General features: G+C 56.8%; 19 protein-coding genes. 7 read left to right on the forward strand and 12 right to left on the reverse strand.

Annotated features, from left to right (window positions below):
* Window positions 1-2: 2 nt before the first annotated feature.
* Genes ATO10_RS13950 through ATO10_RS13970 form a run of 5 tightly spaced genes read right to left on the reverse strand, consistent with a single transcriptional unit; the run spans window position 3 to window position 2,942 of the window.
* The gene (locus ATO10_RS13950; protein ID WP_035252637.1) at window positions 3-902 is read right to left on the reverse strand and encodes a c-type cytochrome; all 900 of its coding nucleotides are present in this window, start codon (window positions 900-902) and stop codon (window positions 3-5) included.
* A complete protein-coding gene (locus ATO10_RS13955) occupies window positions 903-1,475 on the reverse strand; it encodes a c-type cytochrome (RefSeq protein WP_035252639.1) in 573 nt (190 codons plus the stop codon). It lies immediately after the preceding gene.
* Between the two features lie 42 nt (window positions 1,476-1,517).
* Window positions 1,518-1,871 (reverse strand): hypothetical protein, encoded by a 354-nt coding sequence (locus tag ATO10_RS13960; RefSeq protein WP_035252641.1) that lies wholly within the window; start codon window positions 1,869-1,871, stop codon window positions 1,518-1,520.
* Window positions 1,871-2,329, reverse strand: a complete 459-nt coding sequence (locus ATO10_RS13965) for a c-type cytochrome (RefSeq protein ID WP_035252644.1) — start codon at window positions 2,327-2,329, stop codon at window positions 1,871-1,873. The genes ATO10_RS13960 and ATO10_RS13965 overlap by 1 nt, the downstream gene beginning before the upstream one ends.
* Before the next feature lie 31 nt (window positions 2,330-2,360).
* On the reverse strand, window positions 2,361-2,942 hold the full coding sequence (locus ATO10_RS13970; protein WP_035252758.1) for a L,D-transpeptidase: 582 nt from the start codon (window positions 2,940-2,942) through the stop codon (window positions 2,361-2,363).
* A gap of 166 nt (window positions 2,943-3,108) precedes the next feature.
* Between ATO10_RS13970 and ATO10_RS13975 the strand changes: the two genes are divergently transcribed.
* From ATO10_RS13975 to ATO10_RS16275, 3 genes are all read left to right on the forward strand, one after another.
* Window positions 3,109-3,426 carry a DUF2933 domain-containing protein gene (locus tag ATO10_RS13975; RefSeq protein ID WP_081806539.1) on the forward strand — a complete coding sequence of 106 codons (318 nt, stop codon included), beginning with the start codon at window positions 3,109-3,111 and terminating at the stop codon, window positions 3,424-3,426.
* A 285-nt stretch (window positions 3,427-3,711) separates the two neighbouring features.
* Window positions 3,712-5,853, forward strand: coding sequence for a protein-disulfide reductase DsbD family protein (locus tag ATO10_RS13980; RefSeq protein ID WP_051598158.1), 2,142 nt, complete (start codon window positions 3,712-3,714; stop codon window positions 5,851-5,853).
* A 146-nt stretch (window positions 5,854-5,999) separates the two neighbouring features.
* Window positions 6,000-6,665: a L,D-transpeptidase gene (locus ATO10_RS16275; protein WP_081806533.1), complete on the forward strand. Its 666-nt coding sequence runs from the start codon at window positions 6,000-6,002 to the stop codon at window positions 6,663-6,665.
* Between the two features lie 426 nt (window positions 6,666-7,091).
* Here the strand turns inward: ATO10_RS16275 and ccmI are convergent, their stop codons facing one another.
* The 7 genes from ccmI to ATO10_RS14015 all read right to left on the reverse strand — a co-directional run bounded on the left by ccmI (window position 7,092) and on the right by ATO10_RS14015 (window position 13,819).
* Window positions 7,092-8,267: a c-type cytochrome biogenesis protein CcmI gene (ccmI, locus tag ATO10_RS13985; RefSeq protein ID WP_035252647.1), complete on the reverse strand. Its 1,176-nt coding sequence runs from the start codon at window positions 8,265-8,267 to the stop codon at window positions 7,092-7,094.
* On the reverse strand, window positions 8,264-8,737 hold the full coding sequence (locus ATO10_RS13990; protein ID WP_035252650.1) for a cytochrome c-type biogenesis protein: 474 nt from the start codon (window positions 8,735-8,737) through the stop codon (window positions 8,264-8,266). The genes ccmI and ATO10_RS13990 overlap by 4 nt, the downstream gene beginning before the upstream one ends.
* Complete coding sequence (locus ATO10_RS13995; RefSeq protein ID WP_035252652.1) at window positions 8,737-9,300, reverse strand: DsbE family thiol:disulfide interchange protein; 564 nt, start codon at window positions 9,298-9,300, stop codon at window positions 8,737-8,739. The genes ATO10_RS13990 and ATO10_RS13995 overlap by 1 nt, the downstream gene beginning before the upstream one ends.
* 3 nt (window positions 9,301-9,303) lie before the next feature.
* Window positions 9,304-11,304 (reverse strand): heme lyase CcmF/NrfE family subunit, encoded by a 2,001-nt coding sequence (locus ATO10_RS14000; protein ID WP_035252655.1) that lies wholly within the window; start codon window positions 11,302-11,304, stop codon window positions 9,304-9,306.
* A gap of 70 nt (window positions 11,305-11,374) precedes the next feature.
* Complete coding sequence (locus ATO10_RS16285; protein WP_081806535.1) at window positions 11,375-11,695, reverse strand: SHOCT domain-containing protein; 321 nt, start codon at window positions 11,693-11,695, stop codon at window positions 11,375-11,377.
* Window positions 11,696-11,714: 19 nt separating this feature from the next.
* Window positions 11,715-13,100 carry an ATP-binding protein gene (locus ATO10_RS14010; RefSeq protein ID WP_035252657.1) on the reverse strand — a complete coding sequence of 462 codons (1,386 nt, stop codon included), beginning with the start codon at window positions 13,098-13,100 and terminating at the stop codon, window positions 11,715-11,717.
* On the reverse strand, window positions 13,097-13,819 hold the full coding sequence (locus ATO10_RS14015) for a response regulator (protein WP_035252659.1): 723 nt from the start codon (window positions 13,817-13,819) through the stop codon (window positions 13,097-13,099). The genes ATO10_RS14010 and ATO10_RS14015 overlap by 4 nt, the downstream gene beginning before the upstream one ends.
* Between ATO10_RS14015 and ATO10_RS16645 the strand changes: the two genes are divergently transcribed.
* From ATO10_RS16645 to ATO10_RS14035, 4 genes are all read left to right on the forward strand, one after another.
* On the forward strand, window positions 13,781-14,650 hold the full coding sequence (locus ATO10_RS16645) for an EF-hand domain-containing protein (protein ID WP_238323509.1): 870 nt from the start codon (window positions 13,781-13,783) through the stop codon (window positions 14,648-14,650). The two genes, ATO10_RS14015 and ATO10_RS16645, sit on opposite strands and share 39 nt — an antisense overlap.
* A gap of 104 nt (window positions 14,651-14,754) precedes the next feature.
* Window positions 14,755-15,141 (forward strand): DUF302 domain-containing protein, encoded by a 387-nt coding sequence (locus tag ATO10_RS14025; RefSeq protein ID WP_035252660.1) that lies wholly within the window; start codon window positions 14,755-14,757, stop codon window positions 15,139-15,141.
* Window positions 15,142-15,154: 13 nt separating this feature from the next.
* The gene (locus ATO10_RS14030; protein ID WP_035252662.1) at window positions 15,155-15,625 is read left to right on the forward strand and encodes a rhodanese-like domain-containing protein; all 471 of its coding nucleotides are present in this window, start codon (window positions 15,155-15,157) and stop codon (window positions 15,623-15,625) included.
* Window positions 15,626-15,642: 17 nt separating this feature from the next.
* Window positions 15,643-17,094 carry a multicopper oxidase domain-containing protein gene (locus ATO10_RS14035; protein ID WP_238323510.1) on the forward strand — a complete coding sequence of 484 codons (1,452 nt, stop codon included), beginning with the start codon at window positions 15,643-15,645 and terminating at the stop codon, window positions 17,092-17,094.
* Window positions 17,095-17,138 lie beyond the last annotated feature (44 nt).

Below are 17,138 nucleotides of genomic sequence, written 5' to 3' on the forward strand. Positions count from 1 at the left end.
GGTTATCCGCCTGTGTGATCATCCATAAGATAGGTCGCCATGGCGTTGCGATCTTCATCCGTGAGAAAGCCCGTTCCATACATGACGACCTCTCCCATTGAACCGCCAAAGGCGTCTCCGTCCGGTTTGATGCCCGTGCGCAAAGCATAGGCCAAGCTGTTCACTGTCCACCCGCGCATTTGCAGTGTTTCATAGTCGATGGCAGGTGCCTTGCCTCCGCCAGGAAGCGATGTGCTGCCCTTGAAGTGCTCGGTGTCGGACTGCCGGGCTCCTGCAAAGTTACGCGCTGTGTGGCACGCAGCGCAGTGGGCCGCTCCCTCGACAAGCTCCCGTCCCCGATTCCAGACGTCATCATTGCCCGCAATCGGTTCTGTTCGAGGTGGCTCGAGGAACGCCGCGCGCCACAGCTTCAGACCCCACCGCTGATTGAACGGAAAGGCCATCTCCTGGTCCTTGGACGGTTCATCTACCGCCGGCACCGTTTGGAATGCAGCCCAGAGATCGGCGATGTCCTGGTCGGTAAAGTTACCATAGAAGGGATAGGTAAAAGCCGGGTAGTAGGGCGCACCCTCGGGCGAAACACCTTGGCGCACAGCTCGGGCGAACTCGTCTATTGTCCAATCCCCGATTCCATGTTCCGGATCAGTCGTCAGATTGGGCGAATAGAGTGTGCCAAACGGCGTGTCCAACTTCACACCACCCGCAAGCGGGGCACCGCCCGCCTCGGTGTTCGTATGACAGGCAATACAGCCGCTTGCACGTGCAAGATAAGCGCCGCGGTTCACATCCCCGCTCAGCGTAATGGGCCCGTTTATCTGACCGATGGGCCAGGCGACGAGCGCCCCGGTTACGACGGCACCAAATGCCGCCCCGCCCAGGGCCAATCTCAAGACCCAACGCATTTACTGGCTTTCCGTGCGGAACTTCGTGTGGCAAGCCGAGCATACTTGTGTGACCATCGTAAACGCGCCGTCTGCGGGCATGCTGGCAATTTGCTCGGCAGTCATCATCCCGCCGTCCATCATTGCGCCGCCTCCCATCATGGCGCTATTGCCCATCATTGCGCCGTTCCCCATCATGCCTGCGCCACCGTTCGAAGACATGAGCCCATTGTCCGCGGCGCCGGCCAGCCCTTCGGCAATAACGCCCAGCCGTTCAGCCAACTCAGAGAACTCTTCCCATTGGGTCCAGACGGTCTCCTTGGCTTCCGACGGAGCGCCGCCAGTGCCTTCTGGGAACAATTGGGTCATGGCTTCACCAGCGTGTCGGGAGAATGTGGCAGCCGCCTGACGAAGGACATCCGCGTCGTAGGCTGCTTCGCCACGCATCATCGGCGTTACAGCCTTTACGGCTTTGCCCATCTCCGCCATCGCGTCCATGCGATCTTTGACAATGCCTGTCGCGCCACCATGAGCAAATGCGGTCAGAGCGGTAGAGCTTGCGACAATAGCCGCGAGAATAGTGGTCTTTTTCATAGTTTCTATCCTTGATCTGTCTGTTGTTCGTGGGTCGTGAGATCAAGAAAAGTGTCGCGGTGGAGGCTTGTCTGATGATGGGATCCAACGATCGGTTTCAAGCTTGGAGAACCAGACGGTTTCTTCGCTGGCCTCGGCGGGGGTGGGCAAGCTTGGATCCAAAAGAAACGCGGCTGCAGTGAAGCAATCCAGACCGGGGTGGCAATGTCCGAAAGTGGGCGCTGTGTCAGAGTGATGGTCGGCCGCTGGGCCTCTGTCATCATGGCTTACGTGCAGTTTGTCCGTTTCGGTCACATGCGCCTTCGCGGTATCGGGCAGCCCCGTATAAGCAACCAGAACGCCGATGAGGACGGCGAATACAGTTCTGAACAAATCGGAGCCGATCCCTGCTGACATCAATTGATACCATTTTCGCGCTGCAATTCTCGCACATAAACTGTGATGTATTGAACATCCGCACGAGTCAAACCAGGCACCGGGGGCATGTTCCCAAATTTCCAGTGATGGGCGCGCACCCCTCTTTGGGCAGCAATTTGGAACGATTCATCGGAATGATGGCTTGGCTCGTAGATCTTGTGTACCAGCGGAGGTGCAACACCGTTTTGACCGGCGGCGTTTTCTCCGTGGCAAGAGGCACATTTCGCGTCGAAGGCGCGTTTGCCAACGACTGCGTTTGAGGAAAGCTCTGCGGGTAGCCGAACATCTTCAATGGGATCTCCCATCGCGATATCGCTCGTATCGGGCGGCACCATGGAATGGCCCTGTTGCGCCGGCGCGGGTTGAAGAACCTGCCAACCAGCTGCCACGACACCAGCCAGCAGCACGCCACCGACAAATAGTCCCCAATTGCTCATAGTTTCATCCTTTGGGTTGATTGATCAGCGGTCAGATCAGCTTGACTTGCGTGCCGATGGGCACCCGGTCATAGACCTCTTCGATCTGCTCGTTGTAGAGGCCGATGCAACCGTTCGACGAGCGCCGACCAATTTTCCGCGTGTCCTGAGTTCCGTGAATACGATAGTACTGCCAGGAAAGATAAAGCGCCCGTGTCCCAAGTGGATTGGCTGGGTCGCCCCCCTTGATAATGGCTGGCCATTCCGGGTTACGTTCACGCATGGATGGCGTCGGAGCCCAGCTAGGGTTCTTTCGTTTCTCCACCACTTCGGTATAGCCGCGCCGCGTCAGCTCTTCGTTTAAGGGCACTGAGGTCGGGTAGATCCGCATCTCCCCATCGGCGGTCCAGTGCTGCAAGACACGTGTGATTGTGTCGGACAACAGGATGCCTTTGCCGAGAGTGTCGAAGTGGTCGCGCCATTCGTGTAAGGCGAAAGACGAAATATTGCGCCGGACAACAGGTTCCGGAATGTTCGTAGGCGTTTCCTGCGCCCTCAGGATTGACGGGGTTGCCAGAAACGCAGCGATGCCGGTCAGCGCCTTGCGTCTCCCTAGGTTGCGATTGCCTCTCATGTCGCCTCTCCACTCAAACCAATTGGGCGTCTTTGGAGACATTTTTTCGCCTGAACCGCTGCCGCCATCAACCTTTGGAGGGGTTGAGATTTGTATCGAAATGTATCCTTGACCTTTACTATGGAGAGGCCCGCATATGGAGTTATTCCATCTGAACGAGGTGCCAATGAAGAGCGAAACCGACACCAATTCCGCAGGTCAAACCCGACCAGGTTCAAAGCCCATGCATATCGCCATGATGGCCTGTTGTGTTGTCATGTTGCTTCCGATCGCAGGGTACTTTGTTGCCGGAGGGACCTTGAGCGGCGTCGGCGCAAACCTGGCAACTTTTGCGCCATTGCTTCTGTGCGTAGGGGCTCATTTTGTAATGCACAAAATGATGGGCAAGTCCTGTCATGGGAACGAAGAGCGGACAGATGTAGAACCCCCGCGCGAAGATGCTCGCGAAGGGGCAACCACCATTCCTCAGGTTCGGCGGGGATAGCAGGTGTTCAGGTCTTGGGCTTGGCGATCCGCCACATTGGCTTTCGTCCTTAGTGGTTGCGCTTCGTCCGCCAAGATTTGTGAGAAACCTGATCAGACAACGTATGTGTATGAGGGGAAGACAGTTTCTGCTCCTGAAGGGTGTAAGTTTTCGGGCAATGCCACCGGCCCGGTTCGAGCAATTGTCTGCGACGACGGGCGCGAAGGTCTGGCAATTGCCGATGTTTCGAATCTTACGGTGGGAATAGGTGGATGATCGTCATCTGCCCAAGGCCGGGAAATTGATATGCTTACTTTCGTGACATCGGCTGCCCGTTGCGTCGGACTTGCTTTGGTACTCGTCCTAAGTCCTCTCGCAACCGAGCATGTTGCTGCAGCAACCTCTGAGAGCTTTACGTCGACGTCGGTAACCGCGACTCTGATCTCGGTGCAAGACAGCGTTCCTCCCGGGGCAGAAACACTATCAGCTGGTCTCGACCTTGTTCTGGCCGAGGGGTGGAAAACCTATTGGCGATCCCCGGGAGAGGTCGGGATCCCACCGCAGGTTGACTGGGCCAGTTCTACCAATGTCGCCGAGGTCGAAATGCTCTGGCCCGCCCCGATGCGGTTTACAGCGTTTGGGATTGAAAACTTCGGTTATAGCGGCTCGGTGGTCCTTCCACTTCAGATCACGCTCGAAAGACCGGGCGAGCCAGTGACGTTGGCAGGCGCTGTAAATCTATTGGTCTGTTCGGAAGTCTGTGTGCCACAGACTTTCGAGTTAAGCATGTCGCTTCAACAAGGGACGGGAATCGATACCCTTTCGGCTTCCCGGATAGGCACCTACTTGGCACGTGTCCCTAATGAAGAGACACTGAACAGCATCACCGAAGCTATAGCGTCTGTCGACCCCGAGCAGACCGCGCTCACCCTGCAACTGCAGAGCACAACCGCCTTTGTTTCTCCTGATGTCTTTGCGGAATTGGGGGCAGGAACAGCCTTGGGAAAGCCAGATATCCGTCTGGGAGACAATGGTCGCAGGCTCTGGGCCCGCATTCCGATTTTGACAGTGTTTGACGACTTCTACCACGATCCAGTTTTGACGGTGACGGATGGTATTGAACGGGCTCTGACTCTGACGCCAACGCTGTCATCCGCCCCCCCTGCCCCACCGTTTCGGCTTGAAGCTTTGACGCCAGGTTTGGATCAAATGGCCTGGATTGTCCTCATTGCCTTCTTGGGTGGGTTGATCTTGAATGTCATGCCGTGCGTCCTGCCGGTCCTGTCCATCAAGCTGTCATCAGCGATCAAGACACACGGGCGTGGGCCTCAGTCTGTACGCGCCGGCTTTCTGGCCGCTGCTGGCGGTGTCATGGTCTTCATGTGGTCCCTGGCGGCCATCCTCTATCTATTGCAGCAACTCGGCTTTGCCGTTGGATGGGGGCTACAGTTTCAGAACCCGGCTTTTCTGGCGCTCATGTTCGTCGTATTGGCAGTGTTCTCGGCCAGCCTGTTTGGCCTGTTCGAGTTCTCACTTCCGCCAGCGCTACAATCACGCCTCTCCGGAGCGGGCGGTGTGTCCGGTTATGGCGCAGATTTCGCAACAGGTTTTTTTGGTGCGGTGTTGGCGACCCCTTGTTCCGCCCCGTTCCTCGGCACAGCGATAGCATTTGCCCTGGCCGGACGAGGGATAGATATCCTGATGGTCTTCACGGCCCTGGGATTAGGGCTCGCTTTGCCTTACCTCCTGGTCGCTGCAGTGCCCGGGTTGGTTGGTATATTGCCGAAGCCTGGCCGATGGATGCTCGGGTTGAAGCTTGTTTTGGGTCTCCTCCTTTTAGGTACAGCTCTTTGGCTTTTGTGGGTCTTGATGGGTGTCGCTGGACTGTTGGCTACGACAGTAGTTACGGTTCTGGCACTTGCGCTGCTTGTAGTTCTGTCCCGCCGACCGCTACCTCCATCGCCCCAAGCGCTCAGTGTTGTTCTGCTGATTGTCCTGCCGATGGTGGCAGCAGAGGGTCTTGTGCGACAGGCGCCTTCAGCAAAAGAAAACGGTGTTGGTGGGATCCATTGGGTATCATTCGATCGTAGCGACATTGCACGCCGTGTCTCACGTGGAGAAGTCGTTTTTGTAGATGTCACGGCGGATTGGTGTTTGACCTGTAAAGCCAACAAGGCACTGGTTCTGGAACGCGATCCTGTATTGTCTGCTTTGAACGCCGAAAACGTAACGGCGATGCAGGCGGATTGGACACGCCCGAATGAAATGATTGCGCGTTACCTGGAAGCAAACAACCGCTACGGGATTCCGTTCAATGCGGTCTACGGACCGGCAGCACCAACCGGAATTGTTCTGCCCGAGATCCTGTCGTCCGACGATGTCCTGTCTGCCGTGCAAGCCGCCGCGGCAATAGAAGGCCTCACCAGCAGTCTGGTGTTTGATCAATGAAACAGCACTCATTGCCGAGTTTGCAAAATTGCCACCATTGCACGTATTCAAAACACTACACGTGTATGTGACTGGCACGCTTACCGCTCACGCTTATTCTTTCAATCCAAGATCAATTGATCGACTACTAGCAAGGATCGTTTTCCATGTTGACGCGACGCCATTTCATAGGTTCGACAGCAGCGCTGTTTTCTGCCCCGATTGCCAGCACCGTTTCGGCCGCACCGACGTCTGACAGGTCAAGATGGGCGGCCTGGGATGCTCAAGTAACCCCAGTAAACTATGATCCGGCTACATCAAACCCTTGGGGATTTCACCGTCGTTTCCTGCCGCAACGTGTTGAGGCGAACGCTGGCCTGACACCCGGCGACATTCATGTCGATGCGGTGGCTAGGTATCTCTACCATATCCAGGATGACGGGACTGCGATGCGGTACGGCGTCGCAATTGCGCGCGGAAACCTGTACGAGCCCGGAACCTACACAATCAAGCGGAAGGCAAAGTGGCCTACCTGGACACCAACTGCGGCCATGATCAAAAGAGACCCCGGTCAATATGAGCGGCACGCAGATGGCATGAACGGTGGTCCGACCAATCCGCTCGGATCGCGTGCGCTATACCTATATGTCGGTAACCGCGACACATATTTGCGTATTCATGGCTCTCCCAGCCCACGCTCCATCGGGGGGCGAGCCAGTTCGGGCTGCGTGCGTATGGTTATGGCGCATATCATTGATCTTTACGATCACGTCTCTCCAGGCGCGTCCGCATATCTTTACCCGCCCGAAGATATAATTTCAGCGCAAAGCTAAGTGATCCAGGCTCCTAGGAATTCGTTGCTTCATCGTCTTCCGGCGCAGCGTCTGGACGTTGTGTGCAAATGGGTCTGCCCCTAACCGACCTCAACGGCAGGAACGTGGTCTCAACAGGACCAACGTGGCGATAAACATAGCATCCATCAGCCGGGTCAATCCGAACCGCTGACAGATCCTGATACGGAGCGGCGATTTCCAGAACTGCTTCGGGCAGCTCTCGGATGAACTGGTTGGTGGGAGTATTAGTGCCGCCCTCGAAATTCTCACAAGATGCCAAAAATAAAGTCGCAGCAGCCCCAAGCAAGACCGGATTCTTCATAAGTGTTTTCTCCCGTTCGTTCGGATGAGTTTGGCCCAAGCCAATTCTAAAAACCAGCGCAGTCTCTATTTTGAAAGGGTCGCTTAGGTCGGTGCAAGTTTTCGCTACTCTTCCACGCTTTGGTTCTGCAACTCAGTCAAGGCCTTTCGGACAATCTCGTGGCGTTGGTCGGCTGATCCAATCGTTTCCAGAAGAACTGTGGCCCGTTCATAGGCGGACAAGGCTTGCGTGTTATTGCCAAGAACTCTGTAGGCATTCGCCAAGCGGATCCATCCATCCAGGTTATTTGGATCTTCCTCGAGTCGTGACGCAAGCCGGTCAACCATTGAGAGGATGAATTCGCCCCGATCTTCGTCGCTCATGTCACCTGCCGCGGCAATATCTTCGGCCGATGGGCCTGGCTCGCTGCCAGAAATAGGTGCGTAGTCGGAGAGCGTGATCGGGTCTCGACCAAGCTTTTCCGCAATCTGGTTCGCCTGCTGGACGAAGGGTTCCATCCAAGATGCAAAGCCATCTGCCGCCTCCAGATGAGACAACAACATAGCGTGCGCCGCAGCTTCTTCGCCTCTTTGCGCGAGCGCTACTGATTTGTAGAAGACGCCAGCAGGATTTGCGGCGTCCAGCTCCATCGCCATGTTGATTGCAGTCTCAGCTTTTGGTGTCACGATGCCTTGCTCAGCGTTGATCAAAGCTTCGGCAAGCATCGAATAGGTCGCAGAAGTAGCATCATCGCGGTTTGCCACGATTTCGAAAGCCTCGACGGCGCGCTGGTACTCGCCCATTCGCGAAAAAGTCTGGCCCAGCAGCATCCACCCTTCTGAGGCACCACCACCCGGTTCAGAAACAAGCCGTGCGTAGAGCTTGTCGGTCAGATCGACGATTTTTTGTTGCTCAACCCGTTCGGCTTGGCGGTCGGCAAAAGAAAGGCTTGAGATTTCAGGCGAGCCCATCAGAGCATAGTAGCCACCAGCAAAGAGCGGGACGAAAACCGCGGCCAGAAAAAGGCCGTTCCGACCGCCTCGGTTGTCCGCGTCTGGCCCTTGAGCCGCCCTTCGTGCAACGGTTAGTATTCGCCGCTTGATTTCCAATTGCGCCGCGGTGGCTTCGCCTTCTGAAATCACGTTGCGATCGAGGTCGCGTTGAACCTCCTCCAATTGGTCCACCAGGACGGCCGAGGTTGAATCCGCGACAATCACTTGGTCGCGTGCTTTCCCGAGCAACGGGAAAACAACGAAACTGGCAGACAATACGGCCAAAAGCACCATCCACGCGAATATCATGTATCTTTCTCCGCTTTCTGTCTTTCGATGAACTGGTGGATCTCCCGTTCTTCGGCCGGGCTTAATTCGGTGGCGATCCCCCTTTTTCGCCTGCGCATCAAGGTCGCGGCGCCGAAGCCGAGTGCGATCACAAGCATCGCCGGGGGGGCGAGCCAAAGCACATAAGTCCGAGTATTCAAGGGTGGTTTCAGCAATACATAGTCGCCATAGCGTGCTTGGATGAATGCCAACGTCTCGCTGTTGCTATCTCCGGCAACAATGCGTTCGCGCACCAGTAGTCGTAAGTCTCGCGCAACTCCGGCATTTGAGCTGTCGATGTCCTGGTTCAGACAGACGACACAGCGCAGTCCCCTGGAAACCTCGCGTGCGCGAGCTTCCAGAACAGGATCTTCCAGCATTTCATCTGGTTCTACCGCCATTGCGGTCATGGGAAGTGTCAACGCCAGGAGCAAGATCATCAGTCGTGACATCACGGCTCCTCCCTTTCCAGGGCACCGGCCTGAACCAGTGCCTCTCGGAACTTGCTGATAGCGGCCTCCCCGACAACTGGGCCCACGTACCGGTAAAGCACGGTACCGTCCTCGCCGATGATGAAGGATTCAGGAACACCCGAAATGCCCCATTCGATGCCCGCACGGCCGGACAAATCCGAACCGATCCGGCTGTATGGGTTCCCCAATTCGGAAAGCCATCGGGCCGCGTCTGCTGGTTTGTCTTTGTAGTTTATACCAAAGAGCTGAATGCCGTCCCTCTCGACCAAGCTGGTCAGAACTGCATGTTCAGCTCGACATGGCACACACCAGGACGCGAACACATTCAGCACGACAGGTGTTCCGTTGCCCGCCAAATCAGATCGTGACAGGCCCGGCGTCTCCACACCTACAACAGGGTCAAGTTCGAACTCGGGCGCGGGTTGAGAGATCAAGACCGACGGTATCTCATTCGGGTCCCGATCCGGGTTCAGCCCCCACAGAAAGAACCCCCCAAAAACAACGGCGATAAAAAGTGGCAGGAAAGCCAGGGTGCGAGTCATCGTTTATTCCGCCGGAGTTGGTGTTGCCGAGGTTGTCCGAGCCCGTTTAGGGGCCCCTACTCTCAGACGCCGATCCGTCAGGGACAAACCGCCCCCCAACATCAGGAGTGCCGAGCCGATCCAGATGAAATTGACAAGCGGCTCGTAAAGTATGCGAAGCGTCCAGGCTCCGCTCAATTCAGCGTCCTCGGAGGCGGGTTCAGCAATTGACGCATACAGATCACCAGCCAACGTTGAACGGATGGCGCTTTCAGTTGTCGAGCTTTCGGCGATGGGGTAGTAGCGCCTTTCCGGGAAAAGTGTGGTAACAGCCTGCCCCTTGCGCGTGACCTTTAGGGTACCCCGGTCGGCAAAATAGTTGGGGCCTCGAACCCGCTCAACACCTTCAAACATGACATCAAAGCCAGCAATCTCGATGGTGGTCCCAGGCGCAACGAAAACGACTTCTTCCGTTTTCCAGGCGCTGGAGCCGATAAAACCGAACATTGCTAAAGCGAGGCCAGCATGGGCCATGGTCATACCGTGTGATGCCCGCGGCAAGTTGCGGGCACGACGCATCGCATCGGTAAACGAAACATCGAACAGACGAATGCGCATCGCCCATTCACGCAATGTGGCAAACAACAGCCAGACAGCCAGCAGGATCGAGATATAGGCAAGCAACGGCCCACCCTCTTGGATATACCAAATGACCAGGGTCACGACGATTGATGCCAAGGCGATAAATCGGACTCGTTGAAGAACACCGGCCAGATCCGCGCGCTTCCAGCTGAGGAATGGGCCCATCCCCATGAGCAGTACCAACGGTAACATCATCGGAACAAAGGTGGCGTTGAAGAACGGAGCGCCAACAGAGATCTTGTCACCGGTGACGGCCTCCAGGAAGAGCGGATACAAAGTGCCAAACAAGACCGTTCCAGTGGCCGTGCCAAGGATCAGATTGTTGACCAGTAACCCGGCTTCGCGGCTGATCGGTTTGAACAGCCCACCTGCTTCCATCATGGGTGCGCGCCAAGCATAGAGAGCCAGCGAACCACCGATTGACAGGGCAAGCAGAAAGAGAATGTAGAGCCCACGCTCAGGGTCGACCGCGAAGGCGTGAACCGATGTCAACAGCCCTGAGCGCACAACAAACGTTCCCAGGAGCGACAGAGAGAACGTTAGGATAGCCAATAGAATGGTCCAGCTTTTGAAGGCGTCCCGCTTCTCTGTGACAATCGCAGAGTGCAGCAATGCGGTGCCAAGAAGCCACGGCATGAAGCTGACATTTTCGACCGGATCCCAGAACCACCAGCCACCCCAGCCGAGCTCGTAATAGGCCCACCACGAGCCAAGCACGATACCCGCTGTTAGGAACACCCATGCTGCCAAAGTCCACGGGCGAACCCAACGTGCCCAAGCGGCATCGATCCGGCCTTCCAGCAAGGCGGCTACTGCGAAAGAAAAGACGATAGAGAAACCGACATATCCGAGGTAAAGGAATGGCGGATGAAGGGCGAGGCCAACATCCTGCAGGAGCGGGTTCAGGTCGTTTCCATCGGCAGGTGGAGGGAACACCCGATCGAACGGGTTTGAAGTCAGGAGCATGAACGACAGGAACCCGGTGCTGATCCATGCCTGTACCGCCAATGTGCGTGCCTTTAGGGTTTCGGGGATATTTGCTCCAAACAGGGACACACCCGCGCCAAATAGCGTCAGGATCAATACCCAGAGCAAGAGTGACCCTTCATGGCTGCCCCAGGTCCCGGCGATCTTGTAGAGCATGGGCTTAAGCGAATGCGAGTTCGACGCGACATTGATCACTGTGAAATCGCTGACGATGAAGCTTTTCATCAAGGCCCCGAAAGCGATCCCAACCAAGACAAGTTGCCCAATAGATGTCGCCCGCGCGGATTGCATCCATAGCAGCATGCCGCGATTGGCTCCCATGAGGGGCAGCACGCTTTGGATCAGCGCCAGCGCAAATGCCAGCGCTAGGGCAAAGTGACCAATTTCGGGTGTCATGTTGCAGTCCTGTCAATAAGGCGAGGTTGGGTCGCTCCCACCCCTAAGGGGTGGGAGCTTTCCGGCAGGTTCAGTCTTCGAGTGCAGCTTTGCGTTTGCGGAATTCGTCTTCGTCGATTTCCCCACTGGCAAAACGGGATTTGAGGATGTCCGTCGCATCCGTCGATTGGGTCCCACCGGGGCGACCACTGGTAAACCAGCGCACCGCCATCACGATAAGGGCGAGGATAACGCCCCAGAAAATCAGCATCATGAGCCCGCCAAACATTCCGAAACCTCCTCCCCAAGCCATATGGCCAAACCCTCGGTCCCAGCCGTCAACCGAGTCCGCGTAAGCAGCGCTTGAGGCAAGCGAAGTCGCAAGTGCCGTGGTCGTGAATTTCAGAGTCATGTCAGTCTCCTTTCGACAGCTATGTGCCCGCAAAAGGGATAGCGATCGTAGCACGCAGCCCCCCTTCATCGCGGTTGGATAGAGAGATATCACCACCATGAGCGCGAATGATGGTCCGGGCAATGGAAAGGCCCAGGCCATGCCCACCTGTCTCCAGCGATCGCGATTGCTCCAGGCGAAAAAATGGATCAAAGACGCGCTCAAGCTCCGGAGCGGGGATTCCGGGACCATTGTCCTCAACGGTGATGACGAATTCATCGTTGCGTGCTTGATAGCAAACCCGTGGATTATCCCCATACCGCTCGGCGTTTTCAATCACGTTCCGCAAAGCTCGACGCAGAGCATGAGGTCGGATGCGAACCTCCATGGAAGGACCGCTATCCAAGTGGAAGGGCGTCACCATGTCCGATCTAAGCGCATCAAGAAATGCGCCGACTTCCACGGTTTCCGGCTCTTCGGATCCCGCAAGTCCTCGCGCAAAAGTCAATGTGGCTTCGACCATGGATTGCATCTCTTCGGCAGACGCAACGAGGCTGTCTCGGGTTTCATCATCATCGACCATTTCAGCGCGCACGCGCAGTGCCGTAAGAGGAGATCGTAAATCATGTCCCAAGGCGGCTAGGAGCCGGGTTCTGTCCGCTACAAACCTGGTCAGACGATCCTGCATACGATTGAACGTAGAGGTCAGATCACGGACTTCAGCGGGGCCCACCATGGGCAAGTCCGCGACATCTTCACCTCGTCCCAACCGGTCGGCTGCGCCGACCAGACGCCTCAACGGCCCTGTTAAACGGGTCATCACGAACCAGAAAACACCGATCAAGATCGCGGCAGCCGATAGCGTGAACGTCAGCATCGAGTACACGGGCCATTGAATGGGAGGTCGTTCAAACCGGGTTCCAACGTTCAGCCAACTCCCGCCTGCGATCGCAATGGACAGGTTCATTTCGACAGCGGTCAATTCCCCCCGCATCATCGCCATGTGCATTTCAGCCATTTCCTGAGAGAGATGTGGCAGGGGCAGGATACGTCCCTCGATCTCATGCAGTTCGACGCGGATATCACGGGTATATGTATCGCCCAACAGGGCTCGGATGCGACTTTCAACCATGCCCCCGTCGGAATGATCCGTGTGATCTACGAATGGCTCCGAAGCAAGGTCGAACCGGACCAGAGGTGAGTTGGCGGCGCGTAGGATCGACATGCGCAAGTCTTCCGGAGCTTCTTCGATCAAGCGGGCCACATTGGCGGCGCGCCCGGCGGCTTCAAACCCAAGCGCGGCCCGCACCGCCAGACTGCGCTCATCTGCAAACAGCCAGAGGCTGATGAGCTGGGCGGCGGTCAAGGCGGCCACGATCAGCAGAACCAGTTGAACCCGGAGTGTATTGATTAGCCCAAAACTCATCCGGTCACCTCGACATCAACAGTGAGGGAGTATCCGCCGTTTCGGATGGTCTTGATAATTTTCGGACGTAGGATATCTGGCTCGATCTTGCGACGCAGCCGGCTGATTTGATTGTCTATTGTTCGGTCAAGTGGACCAGCGGCCCGCCCCGCTGCCAGATCAAGCAGTTCATCCCGGCTGAGGATCACCCTTGGCCTCTCGAGCAAAACCATAAGCAACTTGAAATCCGCATGGGTCAACGCTGTTTCTTCGCCGTCATCGCTCACAAGAACCTGTCGGTCGACATCCAATGACAAATGTGCAAATCGGACAGTCTTCCCGGCAAAGTCACCTGAAACTGTTTCAACCTGCGGGGTACGGCGCAATACTGCCTTGATCCGAGCCAGCAATTCGCGTGGGTTGAACGGTTTCGCGATATAGTCGTCTGCGCCGATCTCCAGCCCGACGATCCGATCCGTCTCCTCTCCCAACGCCGTCAGCATGATGATCGGCATGCTCTTCTCAGTGGCAAGCCGCTGGCAGACAGAAAGCCCGCTTTCACCAGGCATCATGACGTCAAGCACCATCAAGTCGAAATGCCCCTTGGCCAATTTCGCATCCATATCCTGTGCGTCCTTGGCAGAAGTGGCGCGCAGGCCGTTTTTCTCCAGAAAGCGGGTTACGCTGTCCCGGATCTGCTGGTGATCGTCGACGACGAGGATATGCGGTGGGTTCGTCATGGTTTCTTTCTAAGCCATCTATTTGGGGGCGGTCAGACCCATTTTTGTCACCGATTGTATCAAGCTCCGAGCTTTGCGACAGACGGTTACAATCCGGCTGATGCACAGCCTTCCTTTTCGATTTCTTATGCTGATGTGACTGACACCACGAAACACGGAGAGGCTATGATGTCCAAGTTTGTCAAAACCACGTGCGTACTTGCACTGATCACCACCACGGCTGGAATGGCCTATGCCGATGCAGGTCATCACGGCGCGGACAAGCCAGGTGCTGGCCAAGTCATGCCGCAGAACCCCGCTGCCAAAAGTGCGGACATGGGGCCGGCGGGGATGATGGGCCAGGCCGCGATGATGGGGGGTGACCACCACGAAATGATGCAGGGCATGATGAAGATGATGATGCAGATGCATGGTGGCATGATGGGTGGCGGCATGAACCAGATGGGTGCAGCGGGAACAATGGGCGGCACCGGCCCGATGGGCATGATGGATCAGGACATGATGGCCTTGATGCGCGGGCCGATGATGGGCCGCTTTGATGCCGACGCCGATGGTGACGGGCTCATTTCCGGCGAAGAAGCGCATGGGAAGTTGCAGTCAATGCATGCAGACGCTGACACGAACGGGGATGGTTCCCTGACGCTCGAAGAGTTTGAAGCGCTTCATGGTGAGATCATCCGCTCGATGATGGTCGACCGTTTTCAACATCTCGATACGGATGGTGACGGTTTGGTGACGTCCGGAGAAATGACAGCGCCTGCCGACCGCATGGGCATGCGTCCGCCCATTCAAGGAATGATGGGCGACAAGATGGGAACTCAGGATAACTGAGCCCCTCGATGGGGCGCGCAATCCCAAGAGTGCGCCCTGGCCTCCGACCGGCATTGAAACGTCCCCAGGGCCGGTCGGAGCGTAAACTCACAAGGAGACCCACAATGAGCTATACTTATGATCGCCTGCTTTCCGGAGTCGCAATCGATGACGCCGATATGCGGGTTCGCCATGCCCTGAGTGAAAAAGGGTTCGGTGTGCTGACCGAGATCGATGTCAAAGCCACCATGAAAAAGAAGATCGACGTCGATATGGACGCCTATCGGATCCTGGGCGCGTGCAATCCCAACATGGCGCATCAGGCGATCGGGCTGGAGCCGCGTATCGGTGCCATGCTGCCCTGCAATGTCATCCTGCGCCAAGTCGAGGGAGGCACGGAAGTCAGCGCCATCGACCCAGTGGCCTCGATGGCTGCGGTCGACAATGGCGCGTTGCACGACGTGGCCGGGCAGGTCCGCGAAATGCTGCGTACGGCGATTGACGCGGCCTGAGGAGGTGCAACCAATGAGAATTGACCGTCGACATGCGATGGTGCTTCTGGCGGCGTTTCCAACGCAAATGATGGCGACATCAGCACTGGGCCAAAGCCGGGATATCTGGACGGCGACCGATGCTTTCGATGCCCTGTTGCAGGACCGGATCAGGCTTCTTGATATCCGCTCCACCGAAGAGTGGCAGGAAACTGGTGTCGGCGAGATGGCCTGGCCGGTCAGCCTGCATGATGAAAGATTCCCGGAACGTTTGTTCAAGGCGCGTGATCTGGCGAATGGTCGACCCGTGGCGCTGATCTGCGCAACCGGAGGGCGGACCGGCTCGGTGATGAGCAGCCTCCGGAAATCTGGATACAAAAGCTTCATCGATGTTTCCGAAGGCATGCTTGGATCTCGGGTTGGGCCCGGCTGGATAAAGGCTGGTCTGCCGGTTGTCAGCGCCCGGGATGCCATCGCTGGCCTGCCCGAGGCACTCAAACTGTAGAGGGAAGGATGACCCTTATGAAACGCCGAACCTTCCTTGGTGGATTTGCGGCAAGCGCTTTGGTCTCTGGCACAGCGTCCTTGTCATGGTCTCAAACTGCTGCCAAGCGTCTTTCAATGCCACCACTCATCGACGCGACGAAGTCCCACCGGGTGCGACTTGAGGCGCAAAAGGGGCGGAGCACATTTTCAGGTCCGTCCCCTGCTGACACGTGGGGCTTCAACCAACCGTTTCTGGGCCCAACTCTTCGAATGAAGACTGGCCAAACCACCCAGACCGAGGTCAGAAACTCCCTTGATGAACCGATTTCGGTACATTGGCACGGCTTGCTTATCCCCGGCGAGGTCGACGGGGGGCCGCATCAGCCGATCGCACCGGGCGCGACATGGCAGCCGGAATTGCCCCTGAGCCAACGGTCGGCAACCGCTTGGTATCATTCTCATGTTCACGGCGCGACCGCGCGGCAAGTGCAAATGGGTTTGGCCGGTGTGCTTCAGATTGATGATGGCCAAGATGATGCGCGCGGGCTGCCATCGGACTATGGTGTTGATGACCTGACCTTAGTTTTGCAGGACCGCCGTTTTACCCGTCGAGGTCAAATTGACCTGTCGCTGTCCATGCCGGACCGCATGATGGGGTATCTTGGCGACACGATTCTGGTGAACGGTCAAGTCGGCGCTGCCGCTGTCGTGCCCAAAGGAATGGTGCGCCTGAGGCTGCTCAACGGATCAAATGCGCGCATCTACACGCTCGCGCTTTCGGACAAACGCCCGCTTCAACTTGTGGCCACAGACAGTGGTTTTTTGGATCAACCGATCAGCCTGAAGACACTGCGCCTATCGCCTGGCGAGCGCGCCGAAGTGCTTGTGGATTTCTCGAATGGGCGCGATGTAACCCTTACCTCCGATCACAATCCCAACACTGGCATGATGGGTGGTATGATGGGAGGCCGACGCCAGCAAACCGGGCGTTTTTCTGTTCTTCCGTTTGCCGTTGACCCGACCCTTCGGGCAAGGATCAAACGCTTGCCATCTGACCTGGGTGGCAGCCGTCCAAACGGAGATGCAACAAGCGCGACCTGGAGGCGCTTGTCTCTGGATATGCCTATGGGCATGGGGATGATGTTTGGTCGCGATGACAGGCGGTTTTCAATCAACGGCGATGCATATGACATGGGAAAAATCAACTTCCATGTAGCTAGGGGTGCCGTCGAGCGTTGGACGGTAAGTGCGGATATGATGATGCACCCCTTCCATGTGCATGGCGTCAAGTTTCAGGTCTTGTCCGAGAATGGCCGAGCGCCTCAACGGCACAATACGGGTTGGAAAGACACCGTGCTGATCGACGGGTCCGTCGATCTTTTGATCCGGTTCGACCAGCCGGCCCCACCCAATGCGCCCTTCATGTACCACTGCCACATCCTCGAACATGAGGATGGCGGCATGATGGGACAGTTCACAGTTGGCTGATCCGCCCAGACTTGAGGGGCTGGGTCGGCCCGAATGCAGGAAGC

Origin of the sequence: Actibacterium atlanticum, assembly GCF_000671395.1 — a bacterium.
GTDB lineage: Bacteria > Pseudomonadota > Alphaproteobacteria > Rhodobacterales > Rhodobacteraceae > Actibacterium_D > Actibacterium_D atlanticum.